Origin of the sequence: Mangrovicoccus ximenensis (genome assembly GCF_003056725.1) — a bacterium.
Taxonomy (GTDB): Bacteria; Pseudomonadota; Alphaproteobacteria; order Rhodobacterales; family Rhodobacteraceae; genus Mangrovicoccus; species Mangrovicoccus ximenensis.
On the sequence record NZ_QBKZ01000004.1, the window covers coordinates 40,122 to 62,891 of the forward strand.

Consider the following 22,770-nt stretch of genomic DNA (forward strand, 5'->3'; position numbering starts at 1 on the left):
GCCGTCGCTGAAAAACTTTGGGATTCCGGGTGGGCTGCCCCAGCCAAGCTCAGTGCGGCGATCAAAGCAGAGATTCTAACGGCTGCGAAGGCATTTGAACCTTCAGGCATTATCCTAACCCTATGTTTGCAAGCATTAAGATATCATGGTTGAAATGAAAGTTCCATGTTACCCTAGGTTGTAGAGGGCCAGTGTGATTTTTTCCCAATTCCCATCGAGCAAATCGGACGGCATGGCAATCGGTTGATCCTTTGAAAATATCCAAAGGCTGCGCAAAAACTCCGTAAAATATGGGGGCTTGGCCTTGCCTATGGCGTTCTGGAGAACTTTGCTCCGCTCAAACCGCGAGCGGAATGAAATCTGGGGGCGCCTGATGGCTTATCCGTTTCAAAAACGTTCCGCCGATGACTTGACCACGGAAATTCTCTGGGCGCCGCCTCGAACGCAGACGCGGCTCGGGACGCTGCCGCTTCGGCGCCGGAAAACTGCGCCTGCATTGCGCCGTCCGCTGGAGCCGATCGAGCCCCGGCTTCTGCTCAGCGCGGACCATCTGGTCAGCATTGCCGCGATCCAGGACGGGATGTCGGGGACGGTCGCGGATGATGACGGCATCATCGACGCGCTGACCTATCTGATGGAGCACGACGAGAACTTCGCGCCGCTGGTGCCGGGCCTGCGCTACACCTCGCCGGTGGACGGCGTGCTGAACCCGATGGTGCACGAACTGTTCGCGATGAACGTGGACATCGACAATGACGGCGTGGTGCCGGACCGCACGGCCGAGATTTCAGCAGTCAATTTCAGCGCGAACGTGAACATCGTGCCCGGTTCCGCCAACGAGGCCAGCGAGATCTATGACGCGCTGACGACCTTCTTTCTCGGCCCCCAGAACGCCGCCGCGCTGATGGACATGGACGGGGACGGGCAGGTGTCGTTCGGCGAAGCTGCCGACATCCTTGTCACCGCGCCGATCGTGGACTTCCTCCAGGAGTTCCCGAGCGAATATTTCGACGGCGCGAACAATGTCCCGACGACCATGGAGCAGCTTTTCCACGGCTATGTCAGCGTCACGACCAGCAGTACCGGGTTCATCAGCTTCCTCAACAATCTGAGCGAGCCGTTCGGCGTCAGCGGATATATCGACGTCGACTTTTCCGGCACTTCCCATGTCGGCCATCCCAGCAACGATTTCGCGTTCTCGACGAACATGAATCTGGACTTCGCGAACAACTGGCTCCTGGACCTGGGCTACCATGCGGAAAAGCTGGAGATCTCTGCGCCGCTGGAAAGCCTGTTCTCGCAATCCAGCTATGCGCCCTTCCCGGATGTCTTGGTTTCGGCCGATTTCGACATGTCCTTCCAGGTCTCGGCGACCACCTCGGCGTCGAGCTTCGTTTTCCTGCCGACCGCCGATCTTGGCTTTTCCGTCAGCGCCGCGCAGGACCTGACAGGAACGACGGTGCATGTCGGCTTCCTCGGGATGGAGGCGCAGTCCGGCAGCGAGTTCGTGCTCGAGCTGCCGATCTCGGCGGCGCTGATCGACCCGTCGAGCCCCGAGCATCTGGGCTTCACCGACGGCAGCTTCGCAGCTGGCGGCGACGGGGAGATATCAAGTTCCTCGGGCACGCTCACGGCGGAAGAGGAGCTGACCGATTTCAATCTCCTCTACGACGTGATGTTCGACATCATCATCGGCGCAGGCACCGGATCAGGCGCGCCCGATCCCTTCGCGATCACGCTGGATGCCGACGACTATGCCGACCAGAGCGGTCTGGACACCGCACTGCAGGCTGAGCTTGACGCCGAGCTGCCGGGCAGCGGGCTGGTGGATGTGGGCTTCAGCTCGGGAGAGCTGACGCTGACCCTGGCCCCTTCGGATTCCGCGCCGCTTGGGTTCGCCACGCAGAACCAGTTCAGCGCTTCGGGGACGCTGCAGGCCGCGAATGCGCTTGATTTCACGTCCGACATTTCCGTCGATACCTACCTGATCCTCGTCTATGACGGCGGAACGGTTGCGCGTGTCCACATCAACGCATCGGGCGCGTCGGCCAATGCCAATGCCGGGCTCGCGGAATTGGAGCGCCGCGCGGCATTCCTGGCGGACGTGAATTCCGCGCTGGTCTCCGCGGGACTTGGCGACGTGTCGGCGACCCTGGACCTGGCGGGGCATCTGTCGCTTGCCACTGGCAGCGAGCCGCTCGAAATCACCCGCACTCTGACGCTCGCGGCGGATTACCAGATCACCGCCGGCGAACTGGTCGACGCTGCGGACAACAGTTTCGCCAAGCTCTTCGATGTCGACATCAACCCGGCGAACGACGATTTCTCGATCACGCTGGCGCTCGACTCCAAGCCTGGCCTGAACGTGGATGGCGGCAGCCTCGACAATCTGGAAATCGTGGTCGCCGGGGACATGGTGCAGTCTGACGGGTCGGGCGGCTATGACCTGTTTGCCGATTTCGTCAAAGTCACGGACTTCGCCGGAGTGGATCGGCTCGACCTGGAGGCCCAGACGGCGATAACCGCCCTCGACGATCCCGGGGAGGAGGGCAAGTTCCTCAATTTCGCGGTGCTCGGCCCGGCTGAAGTGATCAACATGGTCAGCCAACTGGCGGCCTTGCCGACCGGTTGCCCACAACCGACATGCTGGGCGGATTCGACATTCCCTATGTCGACTCGGTGATCGGCGAGAACATCGATTTCGCCCGGCTGATTTCCGAAAAGTTCATCTACAACGACGACGGGGACGACGAAACTTTCCTGCCCTCCGAGAACCGGCTGCTTCGGCGGTTCGACGATCCGGATGCCGGGGCGGTGGTGCTGCCGACCTTCGGCTCCGTGCAGGAACTGGGCGAGCGGCTGCAGGATCTTGGCCTGGCGTCCGAGGACCCGACCTACCGCTATGACGACGAGGAGCTGGTCTACGCGGTCAGTGCCGAGCTCGAACTGGACCTGTCCGAACAGCTGCCCGCCGCGGATTTCGATCTGGATCTCGGACCGATCGGCGACGTCTCGGTCGAGGCCGGGATCGGCATCGGCTCCACTGTTTCGCTCAAGCTGAACCTTGGGTTCGACCTGTCGAGCTCCAGCGAGATCTCGCTGACCGAACCGGCATCCGAACCGCCGCTGTTCCTGCTGAGCAAGCTGAACGGCGGCGACGATGTGGGCATCACCGACGAGCTTGCCGTGACGGGCGCGTCACCTGTCGCCCGGATCGAGGGACGGCTGTCGGACGACGCGCATTTTGCGGTGCAGGTAAATGGCGGCGCCGTCCATCTGGTGACCATAAACGCGGACAGGGACGGCCTGGATCCGAATGACGACGTCACGGACGACAATACCGAGACGGCCGATCTGATCGGCGACATCAATGACGCGATTGCCGAGGCAAGCGCCACGCTCGCGACCCAGATAGAGGCGGCGGAGGCCAGCGGGCGCATCGTCCTCCGGGCCATCGACGCGGCCGGTGTCGACACGTTCAACCTGTACGTTACCCCGGCATCCATTTCCGGCCTCGGCGGGTTCGGCGATCCGGCCTATTCCGAAATGGGCCTGCGCGATTCCACCGCCGCCACGGTCATGTTCGCCGGCGAGGCCTTCGATCCGTCCGGCCTGTTGGGAACCACGTCCTTCGACATTTCCGCAGCCGGCCAGACCCTGAATGTCACGGGTCTCGACATTTCCGGCGCCAACAGCGTCAACGTTCTCGTCGACCGCATCAACGGAGAGATATCGGGTTCGGTTCTCGAAGGGCTGGTGGTTGCCTTCCGCTCGGGACAATCCATCGCCTTTGCCGGCATCGATGCATCGGTCGCCTCGATCACCGTGGATTCCGGCGACGGCAAGCTGGGCCTGCCCTCGAACGAGACGACCGCGGGCATTTCCCTGGTCGGCGACGACTTCCTCGAGGCCAACCCGGACGATATCGAGCTGCGCTTCGGGCGGCTGAGTTCGCCCGAGACCTTCACGGTCCGCGTCAACGGATCGGGTCTCTATACGCTCGTCACGGTCGGATCCGACGGCACCGAGGACAACACGTCGATTGCCGATCTGGTCGATGACGTCAATTCGGCGCTCGCGGCCGCCAACCTCGATGACAGCCTTGTCGCCGAGCAGGTCGGCCTCGGGCAGATCGCGCTGCGGGCCATCGCGCCCGATATCACCCGGATCGAAATCGGGCTGGACGGATCGGCAACACTCGGACTGACCGCCGGGAGCTCTGCCGAACCGGTGCTGCATTCCACGGCCGCCAGTTTCGCGCCCGGGTTCTACGGACCGGCCGAGGACACCACGTTCGATCTGGTCTTCGACATCGGAGGCGGGAACGAAACCGTGACCGTTTCGCTGTCCGAATACGAGGCGCGCGACAACAGCTTCGTCTTCCAGCTGGTGAATGACGTGGACCGGGCGATCAACGAAGCACTGGAAGATGACGGATTCAGCCGCGACCTGTTCGGGGCCACTTTCGACGGCGGCCGGCTGGTGATCCGCGCCGCGGATCCGTCCGTGCAGTCGTTCGAGGTGCACACGACCGGCAATACCGCGGCGATCGACGACCTGAAGCTCTATGTCGCCACGCATGTCGATCAACTGGACGACGATTCCATTCCCGGCGGCAACCACACGGTCACGGCGAATGGCAACGACCTGCTGGTCCACAAGAGCGACGGCACGATCCTGGGCATAGACCTGAGCGGCGATGTCGACCTGGCCGATGTCGTCAGCTCCATCCAGGGCGGCGGCTCCGGCCTGACCGTGGGCTACAACACCACCCGCACCGGGCTTTCGGTCGAAGACGGCAGCTTCGACGGCGGCTACCTGTTCCAGATCGACAGCGTGAACGGGTCGAAGGCGGTCTACGGGCTTGGCCTGCATGCCGCTGACGTGCAGCGCATCGCGCAGGTGGACCAGACCGGGTCCGGGGCGGACTTCAACCTGCTCGACGGCATCATCATGGGCGACGAGATCGGCAAGCTCGATTTCGAGGACCGCCTGTTCCTCGAACACGACGGCGCCGACCCGGTTTTCGCGGTCAACCTGACCGTGTCGCCTGATTTCAACGATGCGGACGGATCGACGATCGCGGCCAATTTCGGCTTTGTCGGCATCGAACTGGCCGGCAGCGGCACGCTCTCGCTGCAGCTTGGCCTGGACCTGGCCAACGGGCGGGCCAGTCTCGCCGAATTCTTCAACGCGCTGAGCACCGATGTGAACGGCGATGGCGAGATCGACGTGTTCGACCTTGCCGAGGTGCTGCAGTTCCCGGAGCTGGCGATCGTCGACGGTGACGATGCCGATTCCGACCCCGACGATGCCCTGACCTTCTCGGTGGCACTGGCCGGCGGCGGGACCCTGCCCGGCGGGCTCAGCCTGGGCGGCTCGGCCGAGATCGTGCTGACCCTGGTCGATCCGGGAAATCCGTTCAATTTCTCGGGCACGTTCGATGCTGCCGGGGCGGTGGCCTCCGACACCATCAACATCGCCGGGCATGGCTTCCTCGAAGGCAGCCACGTGACCTACGATGCCGGGGGCGGGGCCGCGATCGCCGGGCTGACCGACGGCAACCGCTACTACGTCCACAAGGTCGACAACGACCACATCCAGCTGGCGGCATCGGAATCCGCGCTTGAAGGGGAACTCTACCTCGATCTCGCGCCGGGAGCCGGAACGGCGCACATGTTCTACGGTCCGGTGGCGCCGGTCATCGATGTCTCCTACTCCAATCTCGACGCGCTGGCGCAGTTCCGGGACATCACCTTCGACAACGTCCTGGGGGCGCTGGTGGCGCTCAAGGACTTCCTTCTGGAATATGCCGGCAACGAAATCCTGCAGCGCGAGATTCCGATCATCGGCGTCACCTTCGATGACCTGATCGGCGTGGCGACCACCTTCGCCGATGCGGTTGACGACATCGTCAACAACCCGCCGCCGAACCTGCAGGCCCTGACCCAGAAGATCCGCGAGAGCTTCGGACTCCCGGAAGGGCCGTCGATCATCGACCTGAACCTGGTGGACGACAATGACGGCGGCGGCGGCGGCGACGGCGATGCCAGCGACATGCTGCAGATCGCCCTGAACCTCAGCCGCGCGCTGAGCGAGCCTCTCGATGTCGACCTGTCGCTCGATGACATCACCGACAACCCGCTGCCCGGCCTGTCGCTGGTGGCCAATGCCGATCTCAACGTGGCCGGCACGGTGGACGCGATCCTGACCGTGGGCATCGACCTCGACGACGACGGCGCCGGAGATATCCTGGGCGAGGCCTTCGTTTTCACCCATGAGGACGACACGCACCTGAAGCTGTCGCTCGACGCCTCGGCGGTGAACCTGTTCTTCAACGCCTCGCTGGGGCCGCTCGGGGTTGCGATCATCGACGGTGACGCGGCGATCGAGCTGGGCCTGGATCTGTCCAGCGACGACGCCGTGGATACGCGCGTCAGCCTGTCCGACATCGGTCTGGCACTCGCCGCCTTCGACCTGGAACTCGGACCGGCAAACTTCGACCTGACCTTCCCGGTCTTCTTCCCGACGCAGTCTGACTATCTCGGCGACATCCGCATGCATGCCTCGCTGGATCCAAGCGATTTCTCGTTCGACACGGCGGCGCCCGACTACGAGTTCACGATGCCGGAGATCGATCCGAGCGTCTTCCTGAACTTCGACCTGCTGTCGTCGGCGAACCTTCTGATCGAGGCCATCGACCTGCTTCTGGACACGCTGCAGGGCGTGATGTCCGGCGAGGTCCTGGGCGTCAAGCTGCCGATCATCGGCGACAGCCTGCAAGGCAGCGTGGATTTCGTCGAGGACATGCGGGTGAACCTGATCGACCCGTTCTTCGACCTGATCGAGAATTCCTCGCTGACCGAGGAGGCGCTGGCGGAACTGATCCAAGGACTGTTCATCAGCCTGCTCGGGCCGGGGCTGGACAATATCGACCTGCCGTCCATGCCCGATTTCATCGAGGACGCGCTGAATGCCCTGAACTTCCCCGTGATACAGACCGGGCTGGGCCTGTTCGGCGCGGGTGTATCGAATTTCGACGCGCTGAAGGCTCTGCTGCCGCTGACCTTCTTCGACGAGAACGGGCTTGAGATCCCGACGCTGACGGATTTCGGCGACGTGGATTCCCTGCAATGGGATTTCTCTTTCGAAGACACCTTCAAGCCCGACATCAACCTGGATTTCGATCTCAGTCTGATCCCGGCGCTGGGACTGAGCTTCGACGGCGACTTGGTGGCCGAGTTCCACTACGAATTCAGCTTCGGCGTCGGCATCAGCTACGACGACGGCGCCTATGTCGACCTTTCCGCCGTTGACGACCTGCTGTTCAGCGCCAAGGCCGGGTTCTCGCCCGGGGCCAACCTGCACGGCGCCCTGGGCTTCCTGGCGTTCGACGCCACCGGAGGCGCCGACGGAAACGGCGACGGCATCGATGACGGCAACATCGTCACCGCCGAGTTCGTCATCAACCTCGACGACGGCGAGAACGGGCGGCTGAGCTTCTACGAGCTGGGCGATCTGGACGTGGATGTCAGCTTCAATCCGTCGGCCGACCTCAACATCATGCTGAACCTCGGGTTCAACACCGACCTGCTGCCGCCGGTGGTTGCGGGCATCATGCCCGCGCTGGAAGGAAACCTCGTGTTCCATTGGGACCCGGAGGCAATGAACCTGCTGGAAGACGGGTTCGATTTCGGGCTGGAGCACGGGCGGGACCACCTTCGGATCGACGATGTGGCGCTTGATCTCGGATCGTTCATCGGCGAGTTCCTGGGCCCGATCGTCGGGCAGATCCAAGAATACACCGAGCCGCTGCAGCCGATCATCGACATCCTGACCGCGCCGATCCCGGGCGTGTCGGACCTGGCCGGGCGGCCCATCGCGCTGGTGGATATCGCGGCCGAGTTCGGCGAGTTCGACCCGAGCCTGATCTACGCCATCGCCGACATCATCAGCTTCGTGAACTCGATCCCGGCCGACCCGGAGGCCGGCGAGATCAAGCTTCCGCTGGGCAGCTTCACGATCTTCGGCTCGGGCCTGCTGTCGAGCGAGCAGCTGACGGACCCGACCTTCGACTTCAGCCAAGCGACCTCCGAGGGCGGCGACCTGTTCGAGACGTTCTCCGGCATGCTGTCGAACCCGGACATCTTCCCGAGCGGTGCGACGGAAGTCTTCAACGCCGCCGGCGATCTTGTCGCCAATATCGGCGATGGGCTCGGGGGAACTGCCGATGCCGCCGAGGGCGTGCTCAACGGTGACTACGACACGGGCGAGTACGGGTTCGACTTCCCGTTCCTGAAGGACCCGACGCAGATCTTCGGCGCGCTGATGGGCCGGCCCATGGTCCTGATCACCTATGACCTCGCGCCATTCAAGGTGGAGTTCACCTGGGAGCAGAGCTTCATGATCTACGGGCCCCTCTGGGGCAAGATCGGGGTGGGCATCGGCTTCATGGCGGATTTCGCCTTCGGCTACGACACGCTGGGCGTGCAGCGCTTCGCCGAGGGCAGCTTCGAAAACCCGCTGGATCTGGTGGCGGGATTCTACATCTCCGACACCGCGAATCCGGATGGTTCGGGCCCGGATGTTCCGGAACTGCAGCTGGTCGGCGAATTCTCCCTGGGCGCCGAGCTGAACGCAGGCGTGGCCAGCGCGGGCATCGAGGCCGCCATCATCTTCACCGCGAATTTCGACCTCAACGATCCGGATGGCGACGGACGGGTGCGGATCAACGAGATCCTCGGCAACTTTCTCTACGAGCTGAACTACGGCGACCCGCTGCTGGCGCCGGTGGCGATCTTCGACATATCGGCCGAGCTGGCCTTCCAGATCCGCGCCTACCTGAAGATCCTGCTGGCCAAGTTCACCTTCGACATCACCCCGAAAATCACGCTGTTCGAATTCTCCATCGAATTCGACCGCGAGCCCATCCTTGCCACGGAGCGTGGCGATGGCGGGATCCTGCTGCACATGGGGCCGAATGCGGCTGCACGCCTGCACGGCAACACCAATGACATTGCCGAGTTCTTCGAGATCAAGGACGACGGCAACGGCGTGCTGATCTGGTCCGATGCGCTCAACGTCACCGAAAGCGCGGCGCAGCATTACGACGGCGGTTTCATCATCGGCTATGGCGGCGAATACGATGACAAGCTGATCGTCCAGAACGATATCGGCATGCCCGTCTTCTTCGAGGGCGGCAGCGGTGCCGACACGGTGGAGAGCGCCTCGGCCGCCGGCGGCATCCTGCGCGGCAATGACGGTGCGGATTCGATCCAGGGCGGACCGGGCCGCGAGCTGCTCGAAGGCGGCGAGGGCAATGATTTCATCGATGGCGGCGGCGCGCGCGACCTGATCTTCGGCGATCTGGCAAGCATCACCCTGATGCCGGGGACCGGGGCGGCCTCGACCATGTTCGGCTACAAGGCGGCGTTCGGCAAGCTCGAAGCCGACGAGGCGATGACCTATCGCAGGATCAGTGCGTCCTTCTCGGACAAGGACGGCGACGACACGATCCAGGGCGGCGCCGATGGCGACGTGATCTTCGGCGGCGGCGGACGTGACCATATCGGCGGCGACGGCGCCTTCGGATCGCTCGATGACGGCACCGGCGCGGACCTGATTTTCGGCGATCTCGCACGGCTTCTGTTTGCCGAGGAGAACGGTTTCGAACTGATCGAGATACGCTCGACCGACAATCTCAACGACTCGCCGGACACGATCCATGCGCATGGCGGCGACGATACCGTCTATGGCGGCGGCGGCGACGATTCCATCGACGGCGGCGAGGATGACGACCTGATCTACGGCCAGGGCGGCTTCGACCAGATCTGGGGCGGTGCCGATGCGGACACGATCCATGGCGGCGACCAGGACGATACCATCTACGGCTTCCGCGAAGACACCGCACCGGGCTATGGCGCCGATGTCGGCAGCGACGGCGCGGATGTCATCTATGGCGAGGACAACAACGACTTCATCCGCGGCAACCCGGGCAACGACACGATCGAGGGCGGGCGCGGGGCCGATATCATCTTCGGCGACGAGGATGACGACCGGATCTACGGCCAGGCCGGACCGGACTTCATCTTCGGCGGTGCCGACAACGACACGGCCGAAGGCGGCGCCGGCAATGACATGATCTTCGGCGATGACGGGCTGATCGCCTATTTCGGCTTCAGCTCCCTGCCGACGGCGGCAAGCTTCGTCAGCCGCACCGGGCACGAGATCGACGGCAATGGCCACCGGCTGATCGGCGATGTCGCGCTGCCGGTCACCGAACCCTTTGCCGCAGAAGACGGAAATCCGCGCACGCTCGACCTTGCCCTGACCGTGTTCCGGAATACCGACGGCAACGACTATGTCGTGGGCGGCGAGGGCGACGACCTGGGTTTCGGCGGCGCGGGCAACGACACGATGTTCGGCGATTTCGACCCGGCCGACCCGCCCTCCGGTCCGATCCCGGCCGACGAGGACATCCTCATCGGCGATGCGGGCCGGGTGCAGTTCGCCTATCGCCTGCGCCAGTTCATCGCCTCGGATGCCGCGGGGGACGACAATTACAGCTATGACGATGCCATCAGCGGCAACAGGGGCTCCGACATCCTGATCGGCGGACGCGGCGCGGACGAGATGTTCGGCCGCGGCGACTATGACGGCGGGCCGCTCGGCGAAGACAGCGCGGTGTCCGACGAAGACGTGATGATCGGCGACAACGGGCAGATCGAGTTCCTGCTGGAAAACCCGGTGGACGAACTGGCCGACCCGACCGTCTCGCGGATCCAGCGGATCGCGACCACCGATGCGTCGAACGCCACCGGCGGCTCGGACACGATGAGCGGCGACGAAAGCAACGACATCATCTTCGGCGGTGCCGTTGGCGACGAGATCACCGGCAACGATGCCAGCGACGTGATCGTCGGCGACAATGGCGAGGTGGATTACGGCGACGCGGTCGGCAGCGACCCGGCGCGCCCGGGGCTGGACTACGTGCGCTCGCTTGACGGCGACGTGGGCGGCATGGACACCGTGTCCGGCGGCGGCGACAGGGACATCGTCATCGGCGGGTCCTTTGCCGATCTGATCCGCGGGGACAACAACCTGCTCGGCCAGTCGGACCTGAACCCGGACGAAGACGTGCTGATCGGCGACCAGGCCGAGGTCCTGTTCAACGACGCGCTGTTCGATCCGGACGATCTGGTCGAGGACCCGGAGAACGAAGGCGGCTTCCTCATCCCCGAAGGGATCACGCCGCTGCCGCTGATCGTGCGGATCGAGACGACCGACGACGACGCGGTCCTCTTCCCGAACCCGAATGCGGGCCAGGACACCATCGAGGGCAACGAGGCCATCGACGTGGTCCTGGGCGGCGGCGAGGGCGACATCCTGCGCGGCAACGCGGATGACGACATCATCCTCGGCGACGAGGGCATCCTAGTCTACAGCGACTTCGACGGCAGCCATGGCCTGCTTGGCTCGCCGAGCATGGCCGAAATGCAGTTCGGCTATGCTGCGCCGGCGCTCGACGACGATCCGTTCAGCCTTGATTTCGCCATCACCAAGGCCTTCGGCATCGGCGGCAACGACACGATTTACGGCAACGAGAACGACGATATCGCCATCGGCGGCACCGGCGCCGACGTGATGCTGGGCGACAACGAGGAAGGCGGCGTTCCCGGCACCTATGACGTGCTTTCGGCCGAGGCCGGCCAGGACATCCTGATCGGCGACCAGGGCCGGGTGGCGCTGTACGACGCGGCCGAAAGCTTCGCGGGCAACATCACCCGGATCGAGACCATCGACGATGCCGAGACCTCCGGCGACGGCGACGAAATCCACGGCAACGACCTGGCCGACATCATCGTCGGCGGCGTCAACGGGGCAGGGGCGGCCAACCCGGACCTGCTCTTCGGCGAGGCCAAGCTGCCGGGGCATGTCGGCACGGCGGGTGAGGACATCATCCTCGGCGACGAAGGCATCCTGCGGTTCGACGTGGCCCTTGCCGAGAGCATCCCCGGAGCGGGCGATGCCAGCAACGCGACACTCGACCGGATCCAGACCTTCAAGACCGGGACCGTCACGGGCGGCGGATATCTCGGCGGCGAGGACTTGATCTTCGGCAATGGCGGCGACGACGTGGCGATGGGCGGCACGGCGGGCGACCGGATCTGGGGCGATCTCTATTACGGCGATGGCACGCTCACCATGCTTGTCGACAGCGACAACCCCGGCTCCCTGCCGGGTGTCGATTCCCTGATGGGCGACGGCGGCGACATGCGCTTCGACGGGTTCGAGGTGTTCAACGGCGTGCTCAACGGCGACACCGTGACCCTTCTGACCTCGGCCGAGACCGGGCAGGGCGGTCTCGATGTCATCGAGGGCAACGAGGCCGGCGACATCATCATCGGCGGCTTCAACGACGACACGCTCTTCGGCGAATCCGACCATCACCTGCCGGTCATGGCGACCGGGGCAGGGGCCGCTGCGGCGGGCGAGGACATCATCCTGGGCGACAATGGCGAGCTGAGCTGGATCCTCGGTTCCGACACGATCGGCAACCGCCCCGATGTCAGCGAGGTCGAGCTGGATGACGACGGGGTGGACGATCACGATCTCGACCGGATCACGACGATCGATCCGAACCTCGGCGGCTATGACCGGATCGAGGGCAACGGCGCGGCCGACATCATCCTGGGCGGCACATTTGCCGACTTGATCTACGGCGACTCTCCCGACCAGGAATACGGGGCCGTCTCCTCCGTCGACGAGACCGACGCGGAAACCGACGGGGCCGACGGCAACGACCTGATCTTCGGCGACCACGCCAAGATCTTCCCGAATATCGACACGGCGGCGCAGCCAGTCTTCGTCAACAACTTCTTCTTCTCGATTTTCACCCTCGAAATGCATGACGGGCTTGGCGACGTCATGTTCGGCAACGGCGCGGACGACATCATGATCGGCGGCCAGGGCGATGACCTGATGTGGGGCAATGACGGCGACGACGACATGATCGGCGGCCACAACGTGGCGCTCGGCGATGACGATCTCGATCCGATGGATGCCGCCACCCGGATCGGGATCGAGGCCCAGTTCGGCATCGCCGCCTTCCCGGGCGCGGTCCTCAGCCACCTGAACCCGGCGGTGAACAAGGAATTCAACGACCTGATGGATGGCGGCGTCGATGACGACGTGATGGCCGGCGACAATGCCGTCATCATCCGCCAGGTGGATGACCTGAGCCAGCGCTTCCGGATGCTGGGCGATGCCGGCGCGCCGCTGCACATCCTCGACAGCTACCTGCTGGAAGGGCTGGCCTATGCCGATTACGGCTTCCATGCCAATATCGGCGCAGAGTCGCAGCATCTCGACATGGATCTCGTGCGCACGGTCTATCTGCTTGACCATGACGAAGCGACGATGACCGATGCGCTGGAGCGCGACGTGTTCGATACGGATGCGGATGGCCGGCGCTTCGGCAACGACGTCATGGTCGGCGGGCTCGACGATGACGAGATGTGGGGCCAGCTGGGCGATGACGTCATCCAGGGCGACGGCGCGCTGGACATTGTCTTCCCGGCCGCTGCCCTGCCGCCCTATGACCCGGCCCAGGACGCGGATCCCAGCTTCGGGGTGAAGACCGCCGTCATCGACACGCTGAACGTCTCGCTCGAATTCAACGTGTTCGAGCATCTCGGCGACGGCAACGACTACATCGAGGGCAATGGCGGCTCCGACCGGATCTATGGCGGCCTTGGCCAGGACGACATCACGGGCGGCAGCTCGACCCTGTTCTTCCACGGCGCAACGCTCGAGACGGACCGCCCCGACGGCGCGGACCTGATCTATGGCGGGGCGGGCAATCCGAACGTGCTGCTGCGCAACGGCGAGTTCGGCGGAGGCATGGACGGCGATATCGAGACTGGGGCGGAAGTGTCCTTCGACGGGCTCGACACCGTCGTGACCGAAAGCATCCGCCATGCGCGCGATGCGGACGCGATCTTCGGCGACAATGCCGAGATCTACCAGATCGTCACGGCACCCGATACGCCGGCGGTCTACGACTACGAGGCCGTTGTTGCGACCGGCTGGGGCACGACCGCCGAGGATACCGGCTATGCGCCGCTGGGCGAGACGATCCGCGTGCGCAGCTTCAACCTGCTGGATTACGGCTATGAATACGTCACCGAAGGTGCGGCCCAGTTCGAGCGCAACGACTTCCTGCGGTTCCTGCCTTCGGCCCGCGGGGCCGGAGATCTGATCTACGGCGAGACCGGCGACGACATCCTCTGGGGGATGACCGGCAACGACGTGATCTTCGGCAATTCCGAGGATGACGACCTGGTCGGCGGCATCGGCGTGGATTACCTGCTGGGCGGCACCGGCCGCGACGGCATTCTCGGCGATGACGGGCTGATCCTGACCAGCCGCAACATTGCGGGGCTGGGCGAGGCACTGCACGGCGTCGATCCGCTCAACCCGGACCAGGGCCCCCTGAAGCCGAACGAGGAGGTCGACACCCGGGCCATCAACGCGATCATCGAGACGCCCGGAACGATCCAGCGCGCGGTGATCAATGTCGAAGGCGAACTGAACAAGTCGGCCCAGGTCTTTGCCTTCCGCACCGACGACGTGGAACTGTCCGAAGCCGACAGCTTCGGCAAGGGCTGGCGCTTCAACGACATCATCTTCGGCGGCCTTGGACAGGACTTCATCCATTCCGGCGACGGCGATGACGCGGTCTCGGGCGCCGAGGCGTTGCCGACATACTACGACGGCGGCAATTTCGGTTTCGAGATGGTCAATGACGTGCTGGTTGCGCAGCAGGAAAACACCAATGTCGATGCGCCCACGGGTCCTGCAGGCTTCTCGGACGTGGCGGACCGGCCGTTCTGGTTCGTCGATGACGGGCTCTCCGCGGGCTTCGCGCCGTTCAATCCCGGCGACATCCTGCGCTTCGAGGACCGCGGCAATGTCAGCGAGTTTGCCCTCTATGACGAATTCCATCCGCGCCGGAAGATCATGCTCGACGTCACCGACCTGGCCGGTGCCGGCCCGACGGTCATCGAGGCCATCGACGGCTATGGCGGAGACCAGTCGAACGACTGGAACGGCGAGGTCATCAACTTCCTCATGAACTTCGACCCGGCGGAGGGACCGTTCGGCTACGATTTCATCGATGACGATGCAGCACTGCCGACCGATGGCGACGACCGCGTCTTCGGGGATCTCGGGAATGACTGGATCGTCGGCGGCACGGGGCGCGACCACATGTGGGGCGGCCGCGGCGACGACATGCTGAACATGGACGATGACCATGACAGCGGCCAAGGCGGCACCCATCCGCACCAGCCCGAGCCCGACGCGCTCGACAACACCCAGTCGGACGAATACCAGGCCTATGCGGACATCGCCTATGGCGGGGCCGGGCGCGACGTGCTGATCCTGAACACCGGCGCGGACCGGGCCATCGACTGGGTCGGCGAGTTCAATTCCTATCTCGTGCCGTTCTCGCCCTTCGGCGCGTTCCACATCAGCCGGACGGTCCAGCCGCAGCTGCCCGAGTTCCTCTATGCGCTGTCCGACAGCGACGGGGCGGACGTGCTTGCCCGGACGGATCCGGCCGGCATCATCCAGCCCTCGGTTCCCGATGCAGAGCTCTATGTCGACCAGAAGCTGTTCGACAGCCGCACCGACAATCCGGACCCGGCGCGCAACTATGAACCGTTCGGCGAACTCGGCCTTGTCCTGCAGCCCGACCGCGACTGGCAGGACCAGACCGGCGCCCCGTCCGATCCGCAGCCCGGCAACTTGCAGGGGCAGCGCGAAATCATGCGGCGCGAACTGTTCATCGACGACACGACCGGACCCGGCGGCGGCAATGGCGGCGGCGGCGGCAATCCGAACGCTATCACCTTCGCGGCCGATGTCGGCACTTGGAGCGTGCAGTCGGGGGCCTATGCCGCAGCGCCCGACGCCGTGGGCGGCGAGGCGGTGTCGATCCACTACCTCGACAAGACGATCCCGAACTACGTCGAGATCTTGGTCAGCGCCTGGGCGGAGAAGGACAAGCAGGGCTACAACTCGGATGCCTACATCGTCTTCGACTACCAGAGCGCGACCGACTTCAAATTTGCCGGAATCGATGCCGGGCTTGACAAGATCCGCATCGGCCACCGCACCGAGGCGGGCTGGATCGTGGACACCCAGAGAAATATGCAGCTGCGCGACGGCACGGAGTACGAGCTGACGCTGGTCCTGCATGGCGGGGTCGCGACGATCTATGTCGATGGCGGCAACGCGACCTCGTTCTCGTTCAACGAGGCGCTCAATACCGGCCTGCTGGGGCTTGGCACGGACAACGCCAAGGCGAAGTTCGACGACTGGCAGGTGCAGAAACTGCCGCCCGTCATCACCATGACCGTCAGCGACGATTTCGAGTCGGAGTCCGGGTACGAGGGACAGTCGGGGACCTGGACGCTCGGCGGCGGCAGCCTTGCCGGCGATCCCGGGGAGGACAGCTACGCCGTCGCGACGCAATCGCTGGAGGTGCAGGTTTTCGCGCGGCTCTGGATGGAGGCGCAGATCGCAACCGGCGGCACGGCAGGCCTGGCATTCGACGTCACCGATGCGTCGCACTTCAAGTTCGCGGCGCTGGACGTGGCCGGTGACCAGGTTCTGATCGGCCATGTCCAGGGTGGAAAGGCGGTGATCGACGCGTCGATCGCCCGCGACCTGTCCCCGGCCGGGCACGCATTCGAAGTGTCGCTGCATGGCGGCAGCGTCAGCGTCGAGGTCGACGGCCAGGTGGCCTTGGCCCATGCCTTCGCCTCGATCGTCACCGATGGCGCGGCCGGCCTGTTCGCGCTCGACGCGGCGGAGTTCGATGACGCCGTCCTGAAGACCGACGATCCGCAATATGCGGGCGGCGAAGCGCTGACCGCGGCATCGCTGCCGCAGGATGCCGTCGGCATCGATGAAGTTCTCGGCGGTGATGCTCTGGCTGCAGCTGCGAAGGATTCCAGGCTGCACTGGGAAGCTGCGGGGGTGGATGCCCGGCGGCTCGCGGAGATCGATCCGTCGCGCTTTGTGATCGCCGACATTCCGGGCGATACTCTGGCGCTGCACATGCGCAACGGCACGATCCTCGTGGACGGAACCGCCGCGGGCTTCGGCTGGGATGCCGTCGACCTCGCCCATGTGCTGGAACATGAAATCGGCCATGCGCTGGGAATGGAGCACAGCGAAGACGGCATCATGCAGTCGCATCTGGCTCCGGACACCCGTCTGCCGCTGAAGCCTTTCGGCCTGGCCCAGGACACTGACCGGCATGACATCCTGCTCTTCGACACGGCAGATGGCGGGTTCACCTATCTCGACCGCTTCGAGCAGGCCATCTCTGCCGATGACGGAGACTATATCGACCTGCTGACCGAGGACGATCTGGCCTCCGTGGACGTCTCGCCGCTGCACCGGGCCCGGTTCGCCCTGACCGAAAGCCGCGAGCGCGCCCCCGAGGTGCCGGAGGAAATGACAATGGAGGCCGCAGAAATCGACCGCATGGGCCGCATCCTGGAGGTGAGGCTCTAACCGTCGCACACGCGCGCCGCATGACCGTTCCGACCATGGCCGCAGACCTGTTTCTACGGCGCTGCGAGCTGTTTCCGAAAGTCTGGCAAAATGCTCTAATTATTTGAGATACTTGAACTTTTAAGGGGGTTTGTTACTCTTCTCCAAGGCGGCGCAGCGTGTGTGCCGCTGGCCTTGAAAGCCGGAAACCGATTGCCCTGAAAGGATGCTTGCGATGCCAGACGATTATCCGCACCCGAACGCAGCTGGAGAGTCCCAGACGCCGAAGGTCGTGTGGGACGACAGCAACATGCGGATGTCCTATGCCAATGTCGTGAATGCCACGAGCACGCGCGAGGAGGTCACGCTGTTCTTCGGCGTGAACAAGACCTGGAACGCCTCCGAAAAGGAGTTCCACGTCGCTCTGACCGACAGGATCGTCGTCAATCCCTTCGCGGCCAAGCGGCTGGTCATGCTGCTTTCGGGCGTCCTCGCGCAATATGAAAAGCGGTATGGTCCGCTTGATCTCGATCTGCGCGATCCGTCCGCGACGAACCCGTGACCTGATGGCGCCGGGGGCACCGCGACATGGCCGAAACCACCCGCCCTGACAGCAGCGCCGAGGCCGATCAGGATGTCGCCGTCCTTGACCAGGCTTTGTGGAGCCAGCTTGAATCGAGCGAGGACTTCGCGGAGTTCGGGGCGGCTTGGCTGGCGCTGCTGTGCCAGCGCATCGGCGGGGTTTCCCGTTCGGTCCTGCTGCTGAAATCCGATCTGCATGGCCAGCTCGAACCGGTCGCGTACTGGCCGAAGGGCCGGGCGGCAACCAAGGGCCTTTCGGCGGCAGCGGAGACGGCGCTGCGGGAGAACCGGGGGGTCGCGCGCACCCCGCGCGCAGGCGGCGCCGGCGAGGGTCGGCCAGCGGCGGCGGGCGCCGTAAGGCGGCCCGTTGGCCGGGTCCGAAAACCGAGATGCCGTCGCCGGGGCAGGCCACCGAGGCCGTGAAGGTCCGGCCGCCGCTCTCGACCCGGAAGCTGCCGCTGTCCAGCGGGGCAACCCGCAATTCGGCAGCGGCGCCACCGCCGGAGACGGAGAAATGGCCGGGGCCGAAGATCGTCACCCTGAACTCGGTCGGCACGCCGCCGCGCAGGAGCGTGACAAAACGCTCGGCATGGGACCACTGGCACCAGCCGGGCAGGCTGCCCCAGGGGTCGGGATCGGACCGGGGGGCGAGCAGGTCCAGCGCCGTCAGGGCGGCCAGCGCATCGAGACGCGGGCAGGCTTCAGGTTCAGCGATCAGCGCGGCGAGGTCGCGCGCGGAGGTCATGATCGTCTGCAACGACGCCACCGTGAAGGGCGGGACGTATTTCCCGATGACCGTCAAGAAGCACCTGCGCGCCCAGGAGATCGCGGAGGAAAACCACCTGCCCTGCATCTACCTGGTCGACAGCGGCGGCGCCAACCTGCCGAACCAGGACGAGGTCTTCCCCGACCGCGACCATTTCGGCCGAATTTTCTTCAACCAGGCCAACATGTCGGCGAAGGGCATCCCGCAGATCGCCGTGGTCATGGGCTCCTGCACCGCGGGCGGCGCCTATGTGCCGGCCATGTCGGACGTGACGATCATCGTACGGAACCAGGGCACGATCTATCTCGCCGGCCCGCCCCTGGTGAAGGCCGCCACCGGCGAGGTGGTCTCGGCGGAGGATCTGGGCGGCGGCGACGTCCATACCCGGCTTTCGGGGGTGGCCGACCAGCTGGCCGAGTCCGATGCCCATGCGCTGGAACTGGCGCGCCAGGCGGTAGCCAGCCTGAACCGCCGCAAGCAGCCCTCCGTGGCGCTGGAGCCCCCCGAGCCGCCGCTCTACGACCCGGCCGAGCTTCCCGGCGTGGTCCCTGCCGAACTGAAGACCCCCTACGACATCCGCGAGGTAATCGCCCGCACCGTGGACGGGTCGCGCTTCGACGAGTTCAAGCCGCGCTACGGCACCACGCTGGTCTGCGGCTTCGCCCATGTCATGGGCATCCCGGTCGGCATTCTCGGCAACAATGGCGTGATCTTCTCGGAATCCGCCGTCAAGGGCGCGCATTTCGTCGAGCTCTGCGCGCAGCGCGGCATCCCGCTGGTCTTCCTGCAGAACATCTCGGGCTTCATGGTCGGGCGCAGCTACGAGAACCGCGGCATTGCCAAGGACGGCGCCAAGCTGGTCACCGCCGTCGCGACCGCGCGGGTGCCGAAGGTCACCCTGCTGGTCGGCGGCTCCTTCGGCGCAGGCAATTACGGCATGTGCGGACGGGCCTACGGGCCGCGGTTCCTCTGGACCTGGCCCAACAGCCGCATCTCGGTGATGGGCGGCGAGCAGGCGGCCGGCGTGCTGGCCACCGTGCGGCGCGAGGGCATCGAGGCCAGGGGCGACAGCTGGACCGCCGAGGAGGAGGCCGCCTTCCGCAAGCCGGTCATCGAGCAGTTCGAGCGCCAGGCGCATCCGCTTTATGCTTCGGCCCGGCTCTGGGACGACGGCATCGTCGATCCGTGCCGCACCCGTGAGGTGCTCGCGCTGTCGCTCTCCGCGACACTCAACGCCCCTGCCGAGCCGACGCGCTTCGGCGTCTTCCGGATGTGANGGAGGCNACAGATGTTCAAGAAGATCCTGATCGCGAACCGGGGCGAGATCGCCTGCCGCGTCATCGCGACCGCGCGGCGGATGGGCCTGCGGACCGTGGCGGTGCATTCCGATGCCGACNCGCAACGCCCGGCACGTTGCAATGGCCGACGAGGCCGTCCGCATCGGGCCGCCCGAAGTGTCCGAAAGCTATCTACGCGGAGACCGGATCATTGCCGCCGCGCTGGAAACCGGCGCCGAAGCGATCCATCCCGGCTATGGCTTCCTCTCCGAGAACCCGGATTTCGTCGCGGCCGTCGAGGCGGCCGGACTGGTCTTCATCGGCCCGACCGCAGAGGCGATCGGCGCGATGGGGCTGAAGGACGCCGCCAAGGCGCTGATGGAGACCGCCGGCGTTCCGGTCGTGCCCGGCTATCATGGCGAGAGCCAGGATCCGGCCTTCCTCGCCGCAGAGGCCGACCGCATCGGCTATCCGGTGCTGATCAAGGCGCGGGCAGGCGGCGGCGGCAAGGGGATGCGGCTGGTCGAGGAACCCGCCCGCTTCGTCGAGGCGCTGGAAAGCGCGCAGCGCGAGGGCCAGTCGAGCTTCGGCGATCCACGCTGCCTGATCGAGAAATACATCACCCGGCCCCGCCACATCGAGATCCAGGTCTTCGGCGACGCCCATGGCAATGTCATCCACCTGTTCGAGCGCGACTGCTCGCTGCAGCGCCGCCACCAGAAGGTGATCGAAGAGGCCCCGGCCCCCGGCATGCCCGAAAGCGTCCGTGCGGCGATGGGACGTGCAGCGATCGAGGCAGCCCGCGCAATCGGCTATCGGGGCGCCGGGACGGTCGAGTTCATCGCGGACGGCTCGGGCCCGCTGCGCGAGGACGGCTTCTGGTTCATGGAGATGAACACCCGCCTGCAGGTCGAGCATCCGGTCTCCGAGGCGATCACGGGCCTCGATTTCGTGGAACTGCAGCTGCGCGTGGCGGCGGGCGAGCCGCTGCCGTTGCGGCAGGAAGAACTGGCGATCGGCGGCTGGGCTTTCGAGGCGCGGGTCTATGCCGAGGACGTGCCGAAGGGTTTCCTGCCCGCAACCGGGACGCTCGGCCACCTGCGCTTTCCCGAGGGCGCGGAGTTTACCCAAGGTCCGCTGCGCATCGACAGCGGCGTCCGAGAAGGCGACACGATCAGCCCTTGGTACGATCCGATGATCGCCAAGGTCATCGTCCACGGTCCCGACNCGCGACGCGGCCCTGGCCCTTCTGGACCAGGCGCTGACCGACTGCCATGTGGCGGGCTCCGTGACCAACCTGGAGTTCCTCGGCGCTCTGGCCCGCCATCAGGGCTTCTGCCGNGGGCGAAGTCGATACCGGGCTGATCCATTCGGCCGTTGCCTGGCCCAAGACGGTCTCGGGGCTCAGCGATGCCATGCCGAGCGCGGCTGCGCCGAGGCTGCCCCGGGTCAGCAGATCGCGGCGGGCGGGGTTCTGCGGGTCGGTCGTCGTGTCGCTCATATCGGCGTCTCCGGTCCTTGTCTGGGTTCCGCCTTGCAATCTGGGGCCGTGCCGCGCCGCGGATAAGGTCCTTCCGGCTTATCGCGGGCATGAACCCAATTCATGTAACTTGCCGCTGCCCCTTTGCATGGGGAGCCGCTTTGCGTCATGGCTGGGAGGTCCGAACCACTGGAGCCAGCTCATGGACCGCGAACTTCTCGGCGACCTCTCGACCCTTCTCGCCGTGGCCGAAGAAGGCAATTTCACCCGGGCCGGGCACCGGCTGGGCGTGTCGCAATCCGCCGTCAGCCACACCATCCGGCGGCTGGAGGACAGGATCGGGCTGCGGCTGCTGAACCGCGGCGCCCGCAAGGTGACGCCCACGGATGCGGGCGAACAGCTCCTCTCGGCCCTCCGGCCCAGCTTCGCCGCCCTCGGCAACCGGATCGAGGAAATCCGGACCCTCGGCGAACGGCCCTCCGGCCTCGTGCGCATCACGGCCAGCGTCCCGGCGGCGCAGGACATCCTCTGGCCGGTGGTGTCGCAGCTGGTGCGCGACTATCCGGAGGTCCGGGTCGAGATCAGCAGCGAAGGGCGGCTGTCGGATCTCGCCGAGGACCGCTTCGACTGCGCGGTCCGGCTGGGCGAGCATCTGAGCCCGGACATGGTCGCCGTCCCGGTCGGCCCGCAGCTGGAAATGGCCGCCGTCGCTTCGCCGGACTATCTCGCCGCGCGCGGCACGCCCCGCCACCCGGACGATCTGGAGGCGCATGACTGCATCCTGATGCGGCACCGCGCCGACGGGCCGGTCTATGACTGGGAGTTCGAGATCGACGGGACGGAAGTGGTCCGGAAGCTCGGCGGACCGTTCATCCTCAACGACCCGCGGCTGGTGCTGGACGCCGCGCGGGCCGGGCACGGGCTGGCCTATCTGCCGCTGCCCGAAGTCCGGGCCGATCTCGCCAGCGGTCGGCTGACGCGGGTGCTGGCGCCGTTCTGTCCGCCCTTCGACGGCTACCACCTGTGCTACATGGGCAGGCGCAACCAAAGCTCGGCCTTGCGGCTGCTGATCGACAGGCTGCGCCACAAGGGATGAG

5 protein-coding genes and 3 pseudogenes are annotated in these 22,770 nt (G+C 65.4%); 7 read left to right on the forward strand and 1 reads right to left on the reverse strand.

Translation table 11 applies throughout. From position 1 onward, the window contains the following. The first annotated feature begins 496 nt into the window (after positions 1-496). The 4 genes from C7T91_RS09325 to C7T91_RS09340 all read left to right on the forward strand — a co-directional run bounded on the left by C7T91_RS09325 (position 497) and on the right by C7T91_RS09340 (position 18,573). The gene (locus C7T91_RS09325; RefSeq protein ID WP_161555825.1) at positions 497-2,683 is read left to right on the forward strand and encodes an LEPR-XLL domain-containing protein; all 2,187 of its coding nucleotides are present in this window, start codon (positions 497-499) and stop codon (positions 2,681-2,683) included. Next, entirely contained in the window at positions 2,629-17,589 is a 14,961-nt protein-coding gene (locus tag C7T91_RS09330) for a matrixin family metalloprotease (protein WP_145962826.1), read from the forward strand. The genes C7T91_RS09325 and C7T91_RS09330 overlap by 55 nt, the downstream gene beginning before the upstream one ends. A gap of 214 nt (positions 17,590-17,803) precedes the next feature. Continuing rightward, positions 17,804-18,130 (forward strand): DUF3467 domain-containing protein, encoded by a 327-nt coding sequence (locus tag C7T91_RS09335; protein WP_108259002.1) that lies wholly within the window; start codon positions 17,804-17,806, stop codon positions 18,128-18,130. A 26-nt stretch (positions 18,131-18,156) separates the two neighbouring features. Beyond that, entirely contained in the window at positions 18,157-18,573 is a 417-nt protein-coding gene (locus C7T91_RS09340; RefSeq protein ID WP_108259003.1) for a hypothetical protein, read from the forward strand. Here C7T91_RS09340 and C7T91_RS40360 read toward each other — a convergent pair. Continuing rightward, positions 18,557-19,003: pseudogene (locus C7T91_RS40360) on the reverse strand (hypothetical protein); the annotation flags it as partial. The gene C7T91_RS09340 and the pseudogene C7T91_RS40360 overlap by 17 nt on opposite strands. Here C7T91_RS40360 and C7T91_RS09345 point away from each other — a divergent pair. The 3 genes and pseudogenes from C7T91_RS09345 to C7T91_RS09355 all read left to right on the forward strand — a co-directional run. Continuing rightward, positions 18,888-20,192 (forward strand): annotated as a pseudogene (locus C7T91_RS09345) (carboxyl transferase domain-containing protein); the annotation flags it as partial. The pseudogenes C7T91_RS40360 and C7T91_RS09345 overlap by 116 nt on opposite strands. A gap of 12 nt (positions 20,193-20,204) precedes the next feature. Continuing rightward, positions 20,205-21,560 (forward strand): annotated as a pseudogene (locus tag C7T91_RS09350) (acetyl-CoA carboxylase biotin carboxylase subunit); the annotation flags it as partial. A gap of 315 nt (positions 21,561-21,875) precedes the next feature. Then, the gene (locus C7T91_RS09355) at positions 21,876-22,769 is read left to right on the forward strand and encodes a LysR family transcriptional regulator (RefSeq protein WP_108259376.1); all 894 of its coding nucleotides are present in this window, start codon (positions 21,876-21,878) and stop codon (positions 22,767-22,769) included. Position 22,770: the final 1 nt, after the last annotated feature.